Below are 17,232 nucleotides of genomic sequence, written 5' to 3' on the forward strand. Positions count from 1 at the left end.
GTGCCCTCTTAGTACGTACGTGCTTTAGGCGCAAAAGCTTCACGGAACTTAGGTTCCAGATTCACTTTACGCTTAAACATTGATTCGGATTCCGGTGTATACACACTGTGGCATAACCAGTTTTCATCATCGCGATCCGGGAAGTCAAAACGGGCATGAGCACCGCGGCTTTCGGTACGGAAGTTAGCCGCTACCGCAGTTGAAAACGCCGTTTCCATCAGGTTGTCCAGCTCTAAACATTCAATACGCGCGGTATTAAAATCTGAGCTCTTATCATCCAGACGGGCAAACTTTAACCGTTCACGAATTTCTTTTAACTCAGCCAAACCTTCAGCCATGGCAGCACCTTCACGGAATACCGAGAAGTTCAGTTGCATACATTTTTGCAGGTCTTTCTTAATTTGCACCGGGTCTTCACCCTGGCCTGGCTTGGTATCTTCCCAGCGCTGAGTACGCGCTAAGGCAGCATCCAGGTCTGATTGTGATGCTGGGCGTGCTTCAGAAGTTGCCGCCAACGCTTCACCTAAATGCAGACCTGTAGCACGGCCAAACACTACTAAGTCCAGCAGCGAGTTACCGCCTAAACGGTTAGCACCGTGTACTGACACACAAGCGATTTCGCCACAAGCAAATAAGCCGGCAACAATAGTCTCACCGCCGTCAGCAGTGGGTTTAATCACCTGGCCATGCACGTTAGTCGGAATACCACCCATCATATAGTGACAAGTTGGAATAACCGGAATCGGCTCTTTTACCGGGTCAACGTGAGCGAAAGTTTTTGACAGCTCACACACACCAGGCAAACGGCTTTCTAATACTTCCGCGCCCAAGTGGTCTAATTTAAGTTTGATGTGAACACCCCAAGGGCCATCACAACCACGACCTTCACGGATCTCCGTCATCATGGAGCGGGCAACCACGTCACGACCGGCTAAATCTTTGGCGTTAGGAGCATAACGCTCCATAAAGCGCTCGCCGTCTTTGTTCAGCAGGTAACCGCCTTCACCACGACAACCTTCAGTCACCAGGGTACCGGCACCGGCAATACCGGTTGGGTGGAATTGCCACATTTCCATATCCTGCAGCGGCACACCGGCACGCAGCGCCATACCTACACCGTCACCGGTGTTAATGTGCGCGTTGGTGGTAGAAGCATAAATACGACCGGCACCACCGGTTGCCAACACCGTTGCTTTGGCTTTGAAATAAACGATTTCGCCGGTTTCAATATCTATGGCAGTACAACCCACCACAGCACCGTCCTGGTTTTTCACCAGATCAAGCGCATACCACTCAGAGAATACCTGAGTTTTGTTCTTTACGTTTTGCTGATACAGCAGGTGCAATAAAGCATGACCGGTACGGTCTGCGGCAGCAGCAGTACGGGCAGCTTGTTCGCCACCAAAATTCTTAGACTGGCCGCCAAACGGACGCTGATACACGCGGCCATTTTCAAAACGGGAGAAAGGTAAACCCATATTCTCCAGCTCAGTAATCGCTTCCGGGCCGGTTTTACACATATATTCGATAGCGTCCTGGTCACCGATATAATCAGAACCTTTGACGGTATCAAACATGTGCCATTCCCAGTTATCCGGGTGACTGTTACCCAGTGCTACAGTAATACCGCCCTGAGCAGATACCGTGTGCGAACGGGTTGGAAACACTTTGGATAATAAAGCACAGCTTAAACCAGATTGGGTAATTTGCAGTGCAGCACGCATACCGGCACCACCTGCGCCAATTACGATGGCGTCAAACTCTCTTACAGGAATAGTCACTTAAACACCCCACAGAACAAACAGGCCAACCGCAACATAAGCGAAAGCCAGCGCATAAAGGAAGAATTGTAATACTGCGCGCAGAGCAGCTGATTTGATGTAATCAGTCAGCACCTGCCACAAACCAATGCGGGTGTGCACGGCAATAGACACTAAGGCTAACAAGGTAAATACCTTTACCAGGGTGTTGGCAAACAAGGCTTGCCAAACTTCAAAGGTTACTTCCGGCGTAATAAGGAAGAAACCCAAAATAAATACGCTGTACAGCGCCAGCACTATGGCTGTTGCGCGCAGCGACACGTAATCCTGCACGCCATCGCGTTTCAGGCTTGCCTGGTTCAGAACCATAACCATACTCCTGCTAATACTGCTAATACTACCCACAGCGCTATTGTTACTTTGGCACTTAAGTTGCCGGATTTCAGCTCTTCCCAGTGTCCCATATCCATAATCAGATGACGGATACCGCCAACCAGGTGATAGATAAGAACAGTGATAGTGCCCCAGGCAATGAATTTAGCCAGGTGAGACGTCATCAGTTCTTTGACAAAGTCAAAGCTCTGTTGGTCCTGCAGCGAATACGCCCAGGCCCAAATAACGAATACCAATGCGAAAAACAATGCCACCCCGGTAACCCGGTGTAAAATTGACGCTATGGCAGGTGCCGGAAACGATATGGTAGAGAGGTCTAGATTTACTGGTCTTTGTTTTTTCACAGTGCTTGCCCATCGATGCCCATTATCGAGCTCTTGTTGTCATTGTCGTTGTCATTGCTGTATAAACAGTCAACAGCCAAAACCAATACACCTTATTGCTCAAGCTGGATCAGTCCTGCCGGATTCAGCAAAAAGTGCTTGCTGAGTGAACTGTTTAAAAACCGCAATAGTATATATTTCGTGACTCGCTATTACAATTTTTGTTTGGTTTTACTCGAAAAAATCCGTATTTGGAACATTACACATTTTACGCATTAGAGCAATAATACCAGAGTCGAATACTTATTAAGCAGAAACGCATTAAAATTGACTTTCAGGGGTCGTTTGCAGTTAGAATAGCGGCCAATTTGCTAAATTCCTTTAACCCGATACTACAACAACAGGAGAAATCCAATGGCAGATAAAAAGGCCGTCGTGCAGATCGATGGGAAATCGTTCGAGTTGCCAATCTACTCTGGCAGCGCCGGCACAGACGTAATTGATGTTCGCGCCTTGGGTCAGCAAGGGTACTTCACTTTTGATCCGGGTTTTATGTCTACCGGTTCATGTGAATCTAAAATTACCTATATCGACGGCGACAACGGTGTGTTATTGCACCGCGGCTACCCGATTGAGCAGCTGGCAGACCATTCAGACTATCTTGAGCTGTGCTACCTGTTGTTAGAAGGTGAATTACCGCAAGCTGAGCAATACAACCAATTTAAGAACACCATTACCCGCCATACTATGGTGCACGAAAAAATTGCCTCTTTCTTCCAGGGCTTCCGTGTTGATGCGCACCCGATGGCCATGCTGTGCGGTGTGGTTGGCGCCTTGTCGTCGTTTTATCACTCAGATCTGGACATCAACGACCCGGAGCAGCGTAAACGCAGTGCGCATCGCTTAATTGCCAAGTTACCGACTATCTCTGCTATGGCGTACAAGTACACTGTAGGTCAGCCGTTTGTATACCCACGCAATGACTTAAGCTATTCAGCTAACTTCCTGCACATGATGTTCTCTGTGCCGGCAGAAGATTACAACGTCAGCCCTATTTTGGCCAAAGCGATGGACCGTATTTTTATGCTGCATGCGGACCATGAGCAAAATGCGTCTACCTCTACTGTACGTTTAGCCGGTTCATCCGGTGCTAACCCCTATGCTTGTATCGCCGCTGGCGTAGCATCACTGTGGGGCCCGGCACACGGCGGCGCAAACGAAGCTTGCCTGAAGATGTTACAGCAAATTGGTTCTGTAGATCGTATCCCTGAGTTTGTCGCCCGTGCTAAAGATAAAAATGACAGCTTCCGCCTGATGGGCTTTGGTCACCGTGTTTATAAAAACTTTGACCCGCGCGCCAAAGTTATGCGTGATACCTGCCATGAAGTGTTAAAAGAGCTGAACATTAAAGATCCGTTGTTAGATGTAGCGATGGAATTAGAGCGTATTGCGCTGTCTGATCCGTACTTTATCGAGAAAAAACTCTATCCGAACGTGGATTTCTACAGTGGTATTATCTTAAAAGCCATTGGTATTCCAACCAGCATGTTCACGGTGATTTTTGCCATGTCACGCACCGTTGGCTGGATCTCGCACTGGGACGAAATGCTCGGCGAAAAAGGCCACAAAATCGGCCGGCCGCGTCAGCTGTATACCGGCTACACTACCCGTGATTTTAAACCGCTGAACAAGCGTTAATTTCACCGGCACTTATCAGTAGTGTTGAAAAAGCGGCTGCGGCCGCTTTTTTCTTGCCTGCCATCCGGTATCTGATTTGCGCCACTGCGTAAAAAAAGGCAAAATCGCGCCATCTTCATCAGGATCCCTGCCCCTATGCCCGGTTTCGACGTACAGCAGTTTCGCCAGCAATTTGCGTTTTTTCAGCAGCAGCCCAATTGGGTTTATCTGGATAACGCGGCCACTATGCATAAACCACAGGCCGTGCTGGATGCAGTCACGCAGTTTTATCAACAACATAACAGCAACGTGCATCGCGGGGCGCATCAGCTAAGCCAGCAGGCCACTGTGCTGTTTGAACAAGCGCGCAGCAACATAGCCGGGTATCTTAACGCTGCTCATTCGCATGAAGTTATTTTTACCAGCGGAGCTACTGCGGCGTTAAATCAAATTGCTTTTGGCTTAATGCATACCCTGCTTAAACCCGGTGATCGCATTTTACTGACGCAACTGGAACACCATGCCAATATTGTGCCCTGGCAACTGCATTGTCAGCGCCATGGCGTGATAATAGATGTGGTGCCATTAACCGCAGATCACTGCATAGACCTTGTCGCTTATGAAAAACTGCTGGCACTTGGCCCTAAAGTCGTCAGCTTTAGTCATATTTCCAATGTGTTGGGCCATATTCAGCCGGTCGCGCAAATGGTAGCTCTGGCCAAAGCCACAGGCGCAGTTACCGTAATTGACGGTGCTCAGGGCATAGTGTACCAACAGCCGGATATGCAGCAGCTGGATTGTGATTTCTATGTATTCTCCGGCCATAAACTGTATGGCCCAACGGGTATTGGTGTGTTGTACGGCAAAACCGCGCAGTTAGAGCAATTAACGCCAATTTTTGCCGGCGGTGAAATGATTGACACTGTCAGCTTTGTTAACACTACATTCAATAAATTGCCGTTCAGGCTGGAAGCCGGTACACCAAATATTGCGGGGGCTATAGGCTTATCAGCGGCAATCTCATGGCTACAAAAATATAACACAAGCCAAATTCAGCAACATAAATCGCTGTTATTAAAAGAGTTCTACAATGGGTTGCAGGCAATAAAAGCCATAGATATTTTATCTATGCCTGTGCATAATGCCGGTATAGTGGCGTTAAATGTTCGCGGCGAGCATCCCTCTGATGTGGCTGAATTATTAAATCAGCAGCAGGTAGCGGTGCGTTCCGGCCAACATTGCGCTATGCCGTTATTCAGCTACTTAGCGCAGCAAGGCGCTGTCAGATGCTCTTTTGCTGCTTATAACACGCTGGACGATGTAAACCGGTGCCTGCTCGCTTTGGAGCAGGCCGTGGAGATTTTAACTGCATGACATTAGAACAATTATTAGCAGAAACACAGCCTGCCCTGTTACAGATAAAGCAGCAGGATTTGGCAGACATTGCCGCGGCGAAAGACTGGCAAAGCAAATACCGGGTGCTGATGCAGCTGGGTAAAAAGCTGCCGCCGGTACCGGAAAAAATGAAACAGCCACATTTACTGGTAAAGGGCTGTGAAAGCCGCGCCTGGCTGATGCATTATCACGATAAAGTGCAAGACAAACACTTTTTTGTACTCGACAGCGAAGCCCGTATTGTTAAAGGCTTAATGGCTATTATGCTGTGCCTGGTTAACGGCATGACAACCGCAGAGCTGGCGAAGTTTGATTTGTGCCATAAGTTTGATCAGCTGAATTTAAAGCCGTATTTAAGCCAGTCACGTGGTAATGGATTAACCGCTATGGCTGAAAGGATTAAAGCCTGCTGCCCTGCAAAGTAGTAATGTGTTTTGCACAGAAGGAATGCTTACGCCGACACGCCGTGAATACATCCATGTAGGCTCGATTCAGGCATCCATGCCTTCAACGGTCAGCTTTAAGCACACCTTCTGCGCTAATAACTATCGCTTTAAGCTTGTGCCAGCTTTTTCAACACTCTCGACACTGCAGCAAAACCAAAACTGGCCGTTACCACAGTAACAGCGCCAAAACCGCCGCTGCAATCCAGCCGCATACTGCTTACCCCGCCTTCAGCGTTTACCTGTGCGGTTTTCTGCTGACACACGCTGCCATCCGGTTGCGGATACACCAGTTGCTCGGTTGAAAACACACAATCGATACCAAAGCGGCGTTTCGGGTTACGGCTGTAATTGTAATCACGCCGCAAGCTATTGCGCACTTTGGCCAACAAAGGGTCATTAATGGTTTGGGTCAGATCCGCAATTTGTATTTGCGTCGGATCGGTTTGACCACCGGCACCACCGGTGCTGATGAGCTTAATTTTATTGCGCTTACAATGCGCCAGCAGGGCTACCTTGGCTTTAATCGAGTCGATAGCATCCACCACATAATCCATCTCGTCGCTGATAAGCTCACGCAGGTTATCAGTAGTCACAAAATCTTCTATCTGATGCACAATACAGTCGGGGTTAATGGCTTTAATACGCTGCGCCATTACCGCCACTTTATCCTGGCCTACTGTCTCGCTCAGGGCATGTAACTGGCGGTTAATATTGCTGATACAAACATCATCCAGGTCAATCAGCGTAATTTCGCCTATGCCGGAGCGGGCCAGCGCTTCTGCTGCCCAACTGCCAACCCCGCCGATACCAACCACACAGACATGGGCTTTGGCAAAAGTTTCCAGTGCCGCCACGCCATATAACCTGGCGATACCGGCAAAACGTAATTGATAATCGGACATCGTTATTCGCTAACCTGCTTGGGTAAAGAGTATTGTGGCCAGTTCAGCTGCCACGGCTGCATCCAGTCTTGCAGCGCATCGCTTTGCAGCAATTGCTGATACAAGACGCCCTCTGTGGGCGGCTGGACATAATGATATTCTGTATTGTGCAGGCAAAAGCGCAGCGCATAAGCGTGTAAATACACCCTGTCTGCCGCGCCGCCCTGGTATAACGCATCGCCGGCAATGGCAGCGCCGGCGCTTTTTAACGCCACGCGGATTTGATGCGTTTTGCCGCTGTAGGGTTTAACCAGAAATGCCCGAAACGGCAGGTTTTCAAAACCGCGGCTGATAAAGTAGCTTACCGCCGGGTTCTGCTGGCTGCTTAGCAGTTTCCAGCTACCGCGCCGTGCCGGTGTCATATCACCTTTTACCCAGCCCTGCTTTTTTGCCGGTTTGGCCAAACTCACCGCCAGGTAATATTTCTCTACCTGATGACTGCTGAACAGCTGTGTTAGCTGTGCTGCAACGTCGCTGCTGCGGGCAAGCAGAATTAAACCGGAGGTCACCTTATCCAGCCGGTGCACCGGGTACAATTTATAACCCAACTGCTGCTCAGCCAGCACCACCAGGCCCGGGCCATCATCAGAGTGAAAACTGACCCCGGCGGCTTTATTCAGCAGCACAAAACCGGGCGTTTCAGCTACCAGACTAAAAGCAGACGGCATCAGTTAAGGCTGGCGGCATAGCGCCTGGCGTGTTCTAAATCTGCCGGCGTATCTACACCCACTGCCGGCGTTTCCAGTGCAGTATCAACATGAATAGCTTCACCGTGCCATAGCACCCGCAGTTGCTCTAACGCCTCGATTTGCTCCAGCGTCGACGCCGGCCAATCAACATAATGCTGAATAAAGCCGGCGCGATAAGCATAAATACCGATATGACGGCGATAATGGCTGGCTAATTCGGCCTGAAATTGCCCATCGCGGTCAAAGGGGATCACACTGCGGCTGAAATACAGCGCGTAACCATGTTTATCGCTCACCACTTTAACAATATTCGGGTTGGCAATTTCTGCCGCATCCGTCAGTGGCACGGCTAATGTCGCCATCTGTGCTTTTTGCTGCGCCGCCAGATTCTGCGCCACCTGGCGGATAATCAACGGCGGAATAAAGGGCTCGTCGCCCTGAACGTTTACCACCACAGTATCAGCAGAAAGCCCGAGTTTCGCCACCACTTCGGCCAGACGCTCGGTACCGGAGTTATGCTCCGGCCGCGTCATACAGACTTCGCCGCCAAACTGGTCTACCGCATCGGCTACCCGGCGGTCGTCGGTTGCTACCACCACACGGGCGGCACCACTTTGCAGTGCTTGCTGATACACCCGCTCTATCATGGTTTTGCCGGCGATATCAGCCAGCGGCTTGCCCGGCAAACGGCTACTGGCGAAACGTGCAGGAATAACAACTATGAACGCCATTGCTCTACCTCGTCCAGCGTCAGCTCACGGGCTTCGTCGGCCAGCAGTACCGGAATATTATCGCGTACCGGATAGGCCAGACGATCAAAGGTACAAATCAGCTGCTGCGAGGCCTGATCATACTTCAGCTTGCCCTTACACAGCGGACAGGCCAATATTTCGGTTAATGCTACTTTAAGTGCCATAACTGCTCCGCAAATTAGTCAATATTGTATTTATTTTAATAGTAAGTTGTTCATCCAACTGCGCATCGACGCCCAAACTAAACCAGTTATCCCGCGCAAAAGCACGGCACTTCACCGCGTCTTTTTCTGTCATTAATACCGGGCCTTCAATACCGGCAAAATCTGCCGCAACAAACTGGTGGTGGTCGGCAAAGTAATGCCGTTGATTAACAGTGAAACCCGCTGCCAGCACCGTACGCTCAAACCGCGCCGGATTACCGATGCCGGCCACCAGGCTTACCGCGCAGGGCGCAAGTTTGGCATTACCGTTCAGCTGTTTTGCCGCTGACGGCAGCAGTGTCATTATGCCATCTGCCAAAGCAAACGGCTGGCTGTTCGCTACCACCAGGTCAGCGCCGGCCAAACGCCAGGCACCTTCGCGCAACGGTCCTGCCGGCAATAACCGGCCGTTGCCCAAACCACGGCTGCCGTCTATCAGTACAATTTCAATATCCCGCGCCAGGCGGTAATGCTGCAGGCCATCATCGCTGACAATAATATCGGCATCGGTATTGGCCAGCAGATATTGTGCTGCCGCCACCCGATCCGGACACACTACTACCGGGCAACCGCTGCGCTGTGCCAGTAACAACGGCTCATCACCAACCTCTGTTGCAACAGCATCAGGCTTTACCAACAGCGGAGTGGTAATATTGGCGCCATAGCCGCGGCTGACAATACCCGGCGTCCAGCCCAGCGCCTGTAACCTGGCGCACAGCAGCAGCGTAAAAGGTGTTTTGCCGGTGCCGCCAATGCTGATATTGCCAACAACGATGACCGGGGCTTTCACTTTGACCTGTTGTTTTATGCCGGAGCGAAACAGCAAACGGCGCAATGCCGTGACGGCGCCATACAGCCAGGCCAGCGGTAATAACAACCAATAAGCTTTATGGCCCTGATACCACAAACGTTCAGTAAAACTCACTGCGGCTCGCCAAACTGCAATTTATATAGCTGAGCATAGGCACCATTTTGCGCCAGCAGAGTGTGGTGGTCGCCCTGCTCTACAATACGGCCCTGATCCATCACAATAATGCTGTCGGCATTTTCAATCGTGGATAATCGGTGCGCAATCACAATGCTGGTGCGGCCTTTGAGCAGTTCATTCAGCGCCGCCTGAATTTTACGCTCAGACTCGGTATCCAGCGCCGAGGTAGCTTCATCCAGCACCAGTATCGGTGCTTCACGCAATAAAGCGCGGGCAATAGCAATGCGCTGGCGCTGACCGCCGGATAAGCTGACACCGTTTTCCCCGATCACCGTATCCAGACCATCCTTAAGGTTGTCAGCAAACTCCAGTACATGGGCTTTTTCTGCCACCTGCAATAAGTATTCAGGTGATACCGGCTCAGTGCAGCCATAAGTAATATTGTTGGCAATGCTGTCGTTAAACAAGGTGACATGCTGTGACACTACCGCCAATTGGCGACGCAACGATGCCAGGGTGCAATCACGGATATTATGCTCATCAATAAAAATATTGCCGCCGCTTAGCTCATAAAAACGCGGTAGCAAGCTGGAAATGGTGGTTTTACCGCTGCCGGAGCGGCCCACCAACGCAATGGTTTTACCGGCCGGCGCATTAAAGCTGATATCAAACAATACTTGTTTATCATGGCCGGGGTAGCTGAAGTTGACGTTTTCAAAGCGGATATTACCGCTGACATCGTTCAATACCGTCGTGCCGGTATCCTGCTCTACCGGCTGGTCCAACACTTCAAATACGCTGTTGGCGGCAGCCAGGCCACGTTGGAACTCACTGTTTACCGTGGTCAGTTGCTTAAGCGGGCGCAGCAACATCATCATTGAGCCGACAATAGTGGTAAATTTACCGGCGGTAAGGCTGTCAAGCATCTCAGGGAAGCTGGCCATGTAGATCACAAAAGCCAGCGCAAAAGAGGCAATAATCTGGATAGACGACACGCTGATGGCGCGGGTGGCTTCCATTTTAACATCCTGGCGTCGGGTCAGGTTGTTCACTGTGGCAAAGCGCTGTTCTTCTATTTGCTGGCCGCCAAACGACAGAATAACTTTATGGCCGTTTAACATTTGCTCCGAACAGGTAGTCACTTCACCCATAGCGCCCTGAATATTGCGGCTAAGCAGACGAAAACGTTTCGATACCAGCCGCACTACGATGGCAATAACCGGGGCTATCAGTAAAAAAATCGACGATAGCTGCCAGCTGATCCAGAACATCATCACCAACAAACCAATGACAAATACCCCCTCACGCAGCAATACGGCCAGAGCCTTAGAAGTGGCCTGTTTAATCTGTTCGGTATTGTAGGTCACCTTAGAGATTAACTCGCCGGTAGAGTGTTGATCGTGAAAACTGACCGGTAAGCGAATATAGTGACGAAACAGTTGGCGGCGCATTTCCTGCACCACATGGGTGCCAACCCAATTCAGGCAATAGCTGGCAATAAAGTTAAACACGCCACGCAAAATAAAAATGCCGATAATAAACAGCGGAGCATAGCGCAGATAGTCAGTGTTCTTCTGATTAATACCAATATCAATAAAGTCTTCTAACTGTGAGATAAAAAACACATCGACCAGGGCATAACCCAACATGCCAAAAGCAGCTGCAGCAAAACCTAACCGGTACGGTTTGACATAGCTGAGCAGACGGCGAAAAGTAGCAGGTGAAGTAAACTGAGACGCAGCCAAAGAATAGTTCTCAAAGAAAAATTTCGCTTATTCTAGCGTGTTGTTAGCAAGGTTTCAGCATTTCCCACCGGCTTTTGCAGCCAAAAGGGCATTCTTTGCGCCCGGTACTGCTGCACAGTAACCGACTCTGCTTCGATATCCAGCCGGATAGCCCCGCTTTGTGCGGTATTCAGCAGCGTTATACCCAAGGTCTCCAGCCGCTGCTGTACCGCCGGCGCCGGATGCTGATGCCGGTTATATAAACCGGCGCTGTTTAGTGCCAATAGCGGCGCCAACTGATGCAAAAAGCTGAAATGGCTGGAGCTGTTACTGCCGTGATGCGACAACACCAGCATATCTGTGGCTAAATCCGGGTAGCGCTGCAGCAACTGCAGCTCAACCTGGCGGCCGATATCGCCCGGCAGCAACAGCCGCCATCCTGCCACCGTAATTAACAACACGCAGGAACGATCGTTCTTTGCCAGCAGCGGATTGGCATCAACATGCAACATGTTAAGCGTAGCGCCCAAATACTGCTGCGGCACGGCAGCACAAGGCTGCGCAATATCAATATGGGCAATATCGGCATAAAAACGCGCCCCGGGGTACTGCCGCTGCAGCAAGGCCCAGTCGCCGGTATGGTCGCTGTCGTCATGGCTTAAAATTACCATGTCCAGTTGGCGGATCCCTGCCTGGCGCAAATAAGGCAATACTTGCGCTGCGGTAGCGCTGTGCTCACCGTAACGGGGCCCGGCGTCATACAAAATGCCGCGTGTTTTATGCTGCAGCAACACCGCCAGCCCCTGACCTACATCAATAACATGCAGTTGCCACTGCGCCGGGCGCAGCAACTGTAAGCACAGCGGCAATGCCAACAATATCGCGGCACACAGCATTAAACGCCGCGTCGTTAACCAATACAGTGCCAGTGCCACCGCCAGCCCTGCCACGACAAACCAGGACAGATCCGGTAGTGCCCACCAGCTGTTTTGGCCGGCACTCCAATTTAACCACCACAATAACGGCCGGAAGGCCCAATCGCACCATTGCCACAACCAGGCTGCCGCCGGGAAGCCGGATAACTCTGCTACGACACAAATAAACAACAACGGAATAGCAATAACACTGCACCAGGGCACAAATAACAGATTCGACAACAACGCCAACCATGAGCTGCCGCCAAACATCAACACACTAAGCAGCGCCATAAACAGCGTTAAGCTCAGTTGAAAGCGCAAAAATAACATCAGCTTGCCACGCCAGCCTGCTGTTCTACTGTGGCTTTGCCACAATAAAAATAAAATCACCGCCACCGCCAGCACCGACAACCAAAAGCTTTTACTCAGCACAAAAAATGGCTCCAGCAATAACAAGCTGGCGGTAAGTAACAACCAGTAATGGCTGTAACTCAAGGATTTATGCTGCAGCAGCGCCAATACCAGCAATAACAAGGCAAAGGCTGCGCGCACAGTCGGCACCGCAAAACCGGCCAGCCAGGCATAGACACACGCCAGTACTAAAGCTCCGGCCAGTGACAACGGGTAACGTATCGCCGACCAGGCCGCAGGCAGAGGCAGCAGCCGTAACAACCATAAGCCCCAACCGAAGATTAAACCAATATGCAAGCCGGAAATGGCCATTAAATGCGCCAATGACGATTGCAACAGCCCCTGCCATAACAGTGTGGAAAATTGCCTTTCACCAACACTCAGCGCTAACAACAGCGGCGCAGTGGGTAATGAGGCTGTTACCTGCGTTATGTGCGATACTATGTGATGTCGCGCGCTGAACTGTTGTTTAATCAGTACAGCTGCAGTGTCAGCTTTAACGCTGCCCTGCGCCAAGACTTGTTGTAACAGCGCATTGGCTTCTTTGTGCGGCCCGCCCGGGTTAGCCACTCCGGCTACCGGCCGTAAACGCACACTAAGCTGCCATTGCTCGCCGGGTTGGGGTAATTGTGCCGGCATCGGCCAATTCAGCTGTACCTGATAGCCTTTTGTTGCACCGGCATCAAGCCGTAACCTGAACTGACTATACTCAGGGTAATGTTTAGGCGAACCGAGCACTGTGCCGGTAAGCAGTTGTTCAGACGCCAACAAGCTCTGTTGCGCCTGCAGATAGGCATCGTAGTGCCAAATCCAGCAGATAAAAAATGCGGCCGCACCGGCCCAAAAGTATCTGCCGGATTTAAGCAGCCACATAGTTAGCGGCAGTAACAAAAATACTGTGAAAAAAGCTGGCACTATTGGCAAAAATAATGACAATAGGCTGCCTGCAAGCACACCGATACAAAAAGATTTCATGTTTGTTTTTTGTGAATAGGTTGTAATGCCAAAGAACTTTATTAAGAAATATTTACCATCGCCGGAAAAAATCAAGCAACAAAAGCTGCTAAAGCTGTTTGGTTCGCTGTTACACGATGGTAATTTGTGGCACCTGAACCGCCGCTCTGCCCGCGGCGCCTTTGCGGTTGGCTTGTTTTTTGCGTGGATGCCGATACCGTTTCAAATGGTCGCCTCTGCCGCGGTGGCAATTCCATTGCGGGTAAACCTGCCGTTATCAGTGGTGTTAGTCTGGATAACTAACCCGCTAACTATGCCGATTCTGTTTTATATCAGTTATTTAGTAGGCGCTGTAGTGCTTAGGACACCGCTGGAGCCCTTTGCCTTTGAAGCCAGTTGGGCCTGGCTGCAGCACAGCCTGAGTAATATCGGCAAACCATTCCTGACCGGTTGTCTGTTGATGGGAACCTGTTCTGCTGTCGCAGGCTACTTTGTTATTGACTGGCTGTGGCGGTTATCGGTGAAAAAAGAACAGTTGCTACGCAAACTAAAACGCCGGCGCAAACCGCATTAATGCTGGCCCAATACCATGGCCGGTTGCACTTTTGCGGCCCGCCATGCCGGGTATAAGGTTGCCAGCAAACTCATCAACAGGGCTACGCCTAAAGTTAAAGCCACATCCTGCCATTGCAGTAAAGACGGAATAAAGTTAATAAAATAGATACTCGGGTCTAGCAATGAATGGCCCAGTACCGAGGTAACAAAAGCAAACAACGGTTCAATATAGCTGGCCAGTAACACGCCGGCGACTGTACCAATCAACGCACCAATTAAACCATTAAGCCAGCCCAGCCACATAAAGGTCAGCACTACGCTGGCCGGCGATACTCCCATAGTGAGCAAAATAGCAATATCACCTTCTTTTTCCCGCACCGCCATCACCAGGGTAGCGACAATATTAAAACAGGCCACCGCAATCACCAGTGCCAGCACCAGATATAAAATGGTTCTTACCATCTGAATATCCTGATATACATGGCCCTGGCTGCGAAACCAGTCGAGCATATAGACATAATCCTCCGACATCCGGCCCAACTGCCTCGCCATCTGCGGCGCCTGAAAAATATCGTTGATCCGAAAGGCAAAGCCCTGCACAGCATCTGGCTCAAACGCCAGCAACTGTGCCAAATTCGCCATATTCAGCCAAATGTGGCTGTAATCCAGCTGGCCGCCAACAGCAACTATTGCCGTGACCGTTAACGCCGCTGTGCTGTGGCTGGCAAGCCGGCCATCGTCGGTCAGTTTCGGCAGCAACAATTGCACCTGGTCACCAACAGCCACCTGCAGTGCATCGGCAATACCCTGGCCCAGCACCACTTCGCCATCATTTAAACTATCCAGCTGGCCGCCACTGATATAGCTGGCGAAATCACTGATCTGCCGCTCAGACACAATATCGATGCCTCTGACTTCAGCGGCTTTAACATTACTGCCTACGCGCAACATACCATTGCTTTTGATGTAGGGTGCTACAGCGGCTACACCGGGTACGCTGGCAAACTGCTGTTGTTTGCGTTGCCAGTCATGAATGCTTTGCTGCACCGCTTCGAGCTCGACATGCGGGATAACCGACAACAAACGCTGTTTTAATGCTTGCTCAAAGCCATTCATTACCGACAGGGCTAATATTAAGATCGCCACACCCAGCGCAATGCCGGAGGTAGAACTGGCAGAAATAAAGCGGATAAAACCGCTGCTGTGCCGGGTTGAGCGGTAACGCCGGGCCAGTTGCCAGGCTAAACTAGCCATGCGCCATCTCCAGGTGGCCGGCCCGCATCAGTACGTAGCTGTCCAGTTTTGACGCCAGCTCCATATCATGTGTGACCACAATAAAACTGGTGCCCAGCTCACGGTTCAGGCTTCGCAGCAACTGATACACCGACTCAGCCGTGTGTTGATCCAAATTACCGGTCGGTTCATCAGCCAGCACCAGCGCCGGCTCGCCCACCAGAGCCCTGGCAATAGCAACCCGCTGGCGCTCACCGCCGCTGAGTTCTGCCGGACGATGGCCGGCGCGGTGCGATAAGCCGACTTTATCCAGCATAATAGCGGCACGTTGCTGCGCTGCAGCCTGCGACAAACCACGGATTAACAGCGGCATCGCCACGTTTTCCAGTGCGGTAAAATCCATCAGCAAATGGTGAAACTGATAGATAAATCCCAATTGTTCATTGCGCAGCGCCGCTTTTTGTTGGGCGCTCAGCTGCTTAATATCCTTACCCAAAATACTCAGCGCACCGCTGTCAGCTTGATCCAGGGTACCGAGAATATGCAGCAAGGTACTTTTACCCGAGCCGGAACTGCCGACAATAGCCAGCATATCGCCGCGGTTAATGCACAGGTCTACGCCGTGCAATACATCGGTAACCTGCTGACCATCACGGTAGCTTTTGCAGATTTTCTCTGCCGTTAATACATTACTCATCACGCAAAATGTCCGCCGGATTAATGCCCACAGCCCGTTTGGCCGGATACCACACCGCCAACACAGTCAGTGCAACAGCACTGAGCAAAATAAACACGAGTTGATCAAACTGAATATCTATCGGCAAAATGATGCCGGGCGCCAATTGTAAGCCCAGTGCCGCCAACAGCGGGTTTAACTGCCAACACAACAACACACCGGCCAGGCCGCCCGCTACAGCCCCGGCTATGCCGTTGCTCAGCCCCTGTACCGCAAACACATTAAACAATTGCTGATCTGTCATGCCAAGGGTTTTCAAAATGGCAATTTCAGCCTGTTTGTCGGTCACCATCATCACCAGCGCCGAGACAATGTTAAAAGCGGCCACGGCCACTATCAGTAACAACATCAGCCACATCATGGCTTTTTCCATTGCTACCGCGGCAAACAATTTACCGTGGCTTTGGCGCCAGTCCTGAACCTGCAGGCTGCTGTCGGTTGCTAACTGCTGCGCAAACTGCGGGGCAGAAAAAGGCTCATCCAACGTTATCCGCCACTGTTGTTGCTGCGCTGTGCTGCTGAGTAAACGGCGCAAATCCTCCAACGCCGTTACCGCTATCAGTTTATCTACATCTGAGCCGGTATCTAAAATACCGCTAACAGTAAATAAACGCTGGCGCGGCACCCAGCCCATCGGCGTATAACTGCCGGCCTGAGGCAGCATAAAGCGCAGTTTATCACCCACAGACACCTCCAACTGCTCTGCCAGCGCTCTGCCCAGCACGACAGCGTAGCGCTGCTGCGCAAACTGCTGCCAACTGCCAACCATTAAGGCTTGTTGCATAAAAGCCGGTAAAGCGTCGGTAGTAACACCCTGCAGCAACACACCGGTGAGTTGCCTGGGTGATTGCACCAGCGCTTCAGCTTGCAAAAACGGGCTGATTTGCGCCACGCCGGGCTGCTGCAATACCTGGCGTTGCCAGTTATCCGGGTGCTCTGCCGCAGTGGTCACTACTAAGTGCGGGATCACACCCAAAATGCGTTTTTTCAGCTCGCCTTCAAAACCATTCATCACCGAGCTGACAATGGTCAACGCCATTACGCCCAGGAAAATACCGGCCACAGAAAACAGCGTGATAAAGGAGATAAAGGCATTACCCTTGCGGCTTTGGCTGTAGCGTAAGCCGATAAATAAGCTGACTGGTAACTGCATCCTATTCTTCAGGACAAGACCTGCGTTAGATGGTAAAGTGGC

17 protein-coding genes are annotated in these 17,232 nt (G+C 50.9%); 4 read left to right on the plus strand and 13 right to left on the minus strand.

The window, feature by feature from the left end:
• Nucleotides 1–8: 8 nt before the first annotated feature.
• The 3 genes from sdhA to sdhC are packed head-to-tail and all read right to left on the minus strand — an operon-like array spanning nt 9 to nt 2,497.
• Nucleotides 9–1,781 carry a succinate dehydrogenase flavoprotein subunit gene (gene sdhA, locus ACTZWV_RS16420; RefSeq protein WP_444787574.1) on the minus strand — a complete coding sequence of 591 codons (1,773 nt, stop codon included), beginning with the start codon at nt 1,779–1,781 and terminating at the stop codon, nt 9–11.
• Nucleotides 1,782–2,129: a succinate dehydrogenase, hydrophobic membrane anchor protein gene (gene sdhD / locus ACTZWV_RS16425; protein ID WP_444787575.1), complete on the minus strand. Its 348-nt coding sequence runs from the start codon at nt 2,127–2,129 to the stop codon at nt 1,782–1,784.
• The gene (gene sdhC, locus ACTZWV_RS16430; RefSeq protein ID WP_305551270.1) at nt 2,120–2,497 is read right to left on the minus strand and encodes a succinate dehydrogenase, cytochrome b556 subunit; all 378 of its coding nucleotides are present in this window, start codon (nt 2,495–2,497) and stop codon (nt 2,120–2,122) included. The genes sdhD and sdhC overlap by 10 nt, the downstream gene beginning before the upstream one ends.
• A 393-nt stretch (nt 2,498–2,890) precedes the next feature.
• On the opposite strand from sdhC, the gene ACTZWV_RS16435 reads away from it, so the two are divergent.
• From ACTZWV_RS16435 to ACTZWV_RS16445, 3 genes are all read left to right on the plus strand, one after another.
• Entirely contained in the window at nt 2,891–4,174 is a 1,284-nt protein-coding gene (locus ACTZWV_RS16435) for a citrate synthase (protein WP_444787576.1), read from the plus strand.
• A gap of 135 nt (nt 4,175–4,309) precedes the next feature.
• Nucleotides 4,310–5,527, plus strand: coding sequence for an aminotransferase class V-fold PLP-dependent enzyme (locus ACTZWV_RS16440; RefSeq protein ID WP_444787577.1), 1,218 nt, complete (start codon nt 4,310–4,312; stop codon nt 5,525–5,527).
• Nucleotides 5,524–5,973 (plus strand): SufE family protein, encoded by a 450-nt coding sequence (locus ACTZWV_RS16445; protein ID WP_444787578.1) that lies wholly within the window; start codon nt 5,524–5,526, stop codon nt 5,971–5,973. Before ACTZWV_RS16440 ends, ACTZWV_RS16445 begins: the two co-directional genes overlap by 4 nt.
• 128 nt (nt 5,974–6,101) lie before the next feature.
• Here ACTZWV_RS16445 and tcdA read toward each other — a convergent pair whose 3' ends face one another.
• From tcdA to ACTZWV_RS16480, 7 genes are read right to left on the minus strand one after another with little or no spacing between them, the layout of a single operon-like run.
• Nucleotides 6,102–6,896 (minus strand): tRNA cyclic N6-threonylcarbamoyladenosine(37) synthase TcdA, encoded by a 795-nt coding sequence (gene tcdA, locus ACTZWV_RS16450; protein WP_444787579.1) that lies wholly within the window; start codon nt 6,894–6,896, stop codon nt 6,102–6,104.
• A gap of 2 nt (nt 6,897–6,898) precedes the next feature.
• Nucleotides 6,899–7,603, minus strand: a complete 705-nt coding sequence (locus tag ACTZWV_RS16455; RefSeq protein ID WP_444787580.1) for a pseudouridine synthase — start codon at nt 7,601–7,603, stop codon at nt 6,899–6,901.
• A complete protein-coding gene (gene kdsB / locus ACTZWV_RS16460; protein WP_444787581.1) occupies nt 7,603–8,355 on the minus strand; it encodes a 3-deoxy-manno-octulosonate cytidylyltransferase in 753 nt (250 codons plus the stop codon). The genes ACTZWV_RS16455 and kdsB overlap by 1 nt, the downstream gene beginning before the upstream one ends.
• Nucleotides 8,343–8,540 carry a Trm112 family protein gene (locus ACTZWV_RS16465; RefSeq protein WP_305551276.1) on the minus strand — a complete coding sequence of 66 codons (198 nt, stop codon included), beginning with the start codon at nt 8,538–8,540 and terminating at the stop codon, nt 8,343–8,345. Before ACTZWV_RS16465 ends, kdsB begins: the two co-directional genes overlap by 13 nt.
• Nucleotides 8,530–9,504 (minus strand): tetraacyldisaccharide 4'-kinase, encoded by a 975-nt coding sequence (gene lpxK / locus ACTZWV_RS16470; RefSeq protein WP_444787582.1) that lies wholly within the window; start codon nt 9,502–9,504, stop codon nt 8,530–8,532. Before lpxK ends, ACTZWV_RS16465 begins: the two co-directional genes overlap by 11 nt.
• Complete coding sequence (gene msbA / locus ACTZWV_RS16475) at nt 9,501–11,252, minus strand: lipid A export permease/ATP-binding protein MsbA (RefSeq protein WP_444787583.1); 1,752 nt, start codon at nt 11,250–11,252, stop codon at nt 9,501–9,503. The genes lpxK and msbA overlap by 4 nt, the downstream gene beginning before the upstream one ends.
• A gap of 32 nt (nt 11,253–11,284) precedes the next feature.
• Complete coding sequence (locus tag ACTZWV_RS16480) at nt 11,285–13,534, minus strand: DNA internalization-related competence protein ComEC/Rec2 (RefSeq protein ID WP_444787584.1); 2,250 nt, start codon at nt 13,532–13,534, stop codon at nt 11,285–11,287.
• 25 nt (nt 13,535–13,559) lie between these two features.
• Here ACTZWV_RS16480 and ACTZWV_RS16485 point away from each other — a divergent pair, with 25 nt between their 5' ends.
• Nucleotides 13,560–14,087 (plus strand): DUF2062 domain-containing protein, encoded by a 528-nt coding sequence (locus ACTZWV_RS16485; protein WP_444787585.1) that lies wholly within the window; start codon nt 13,560–13,562, stop codon nt 14,085–14,087.
• Here the strand turns inward: ACTZWV_RS16485 and ACTZWV_RS16490 are convergent.
• Genes ACTZWV_RS16490 through ACTZWV_RS16500 form a run of 3 tightly spaced genes read right to left on the minus strand, consistent with a single transcriptional unit; the run spans nt 14,084 to nt 17,190 of the window.
• Entirely contained in the window at nt 14,084–15,322 is a 1,239-nt protein-coding gene (locus ACTZWV_RS16490; protein ID WP_444787586.1) for a lipoprotein-releasing ABC transporter permease subunit, read from the minus strand. The genes ACTZWV_RS16485 and ACTZWV_RS16490 overlap by 4 nt on opposite strands.
• Nucleotides 15,315–15,998, minus strand: a complete 684-nt coding sequence (lolD, locus tag ACTZWV_RS16495; RefSeq protein ID WP_444787587.1) for a lipoprotein-releasing ABC transporter ATP-binding protein LolD — start codon at nt 15,996–15,998, stop codon at nt 15,315–15,317. Before lolD ends, ACTZWV_RS16490 begins: the two co-directional genes overlap by 8 nt.
• Nucleotides 15,991–17,190 carry a lipoprotein-releasing ABC transporter permease subunit gene (locus ACTZWV_RS16500; protein ID WP_444787588.1) on the minus strand — a complete coding sequence of 400 codons (1,200 nt, stop codon included), beginning with the start codon at nt 17,188–17,190 and terminating at the stop codon, nt 15,991–15,993. The genes lolD and ACTZWV_RS16500 overlap by 8 nt, the downstream gene beginning before the upstream one ends.
• Nucleotides 17,191–17,232 lie beyond the last annotated feature (42 nt).

Origin of the sequence: Rheinheimera sp. NSM (genome assembly GCF_052380015.1) — a bacterium.
Lineage (GTDB): Bacteria > Pseudomonadota > Gammaproteobacteria > Enterobacterales > Alteromonadaceae > Alishewanella.

Coding starts and splice junctions, on each gene's coding strand:
- ACTZWV_RS16500 (WP_444787588.1), bottom strand. CDS start 17,190: ATGCAGTTACCAGTCAGCTTATTTATCGGCTTACGCTACAGCCAAAGC.
- ACTZWV_RS16490 (WP_444787586.1), bottom strand. CDS start 15,322: ATGGCTAGTTTAGCCTGGCAACTGGCCCGGCGTTACCGCTCAACCCGG.
- ACTZWV_RS16480 (WP_444787584.1), bottom strand. CDS start 13,534: ATGAAATCTTTTTGTATCGGTGTGCTTGCAGGCAGCCTATTGTCATTA.
- sdhD (WP_444787575.1), bottom strand. CDS start 2,129: ATGGTTCTGAACCAGGCAAGCCTGAAACGCGATGGCGTGCAGGATTAC.
- kdsB (WP_444787581.1), bottom strand. CDS start 8,355: ATGGCGTTCATAGTTGTTATTCCTGCACGTTTCGCCAGTAGCCGTTTG.
- ACTZWV_RS16440 (WP_444787577.1), top strand. CDS start 4,310: ATGCCCGGTTTCGACGTACAGCAGTTTCGCCAGCAATTTGCGTTTTTT.
- ACTZWV_RS16465 (WP_305551276.1), bottom strand. CDS start 8,540: ATGGCACTTAAAGTAGCATTAACCGAAATATTGGCCTGTCCGCTGTGT.
- ACTZWV_RS16485 (WP_444787585.1), top strand. CDS start 13,560: ATGCCAAAGAACTTTATTAAGAAATATTTACCATCGCCGGAAAAAATC.
- ACTZWV_RS16445 (WP_444787578.1), top strand. CDS start 5,524: ATGACATTAGAACAATTATTAGCAGAAACACAGCCTGCCCTGTTACAG.
- tcdA (WP_444787579.1), bottom strand. CDS start 6,896: ATGTCCGATTATCAATTACGTTTTGCCGGTATCGCCAGGTTATATGGC.
- ACTZWV_RS16455 (WP_444787580.1), bottom strand. CDS start 7,603: ATGCCGTCTGCTTTTAGTCTGGTAGCTGAAACGCCCGGTTTTGTGCTG.
- ACTZWV_RS16435 (WP_444787576.1), top strand. CDS start 2,891: ATGGCAGATAAAAAGGCCGTCGTGCAGATCGATGGGAAATCGTTCGAG.
- lolD (WP_444787587.1), bottom strand. CDS start 15,998: ATGAGTAATGTATTAACGGCAGAGAAAATCTGCAAAAGCTACCGTGAT.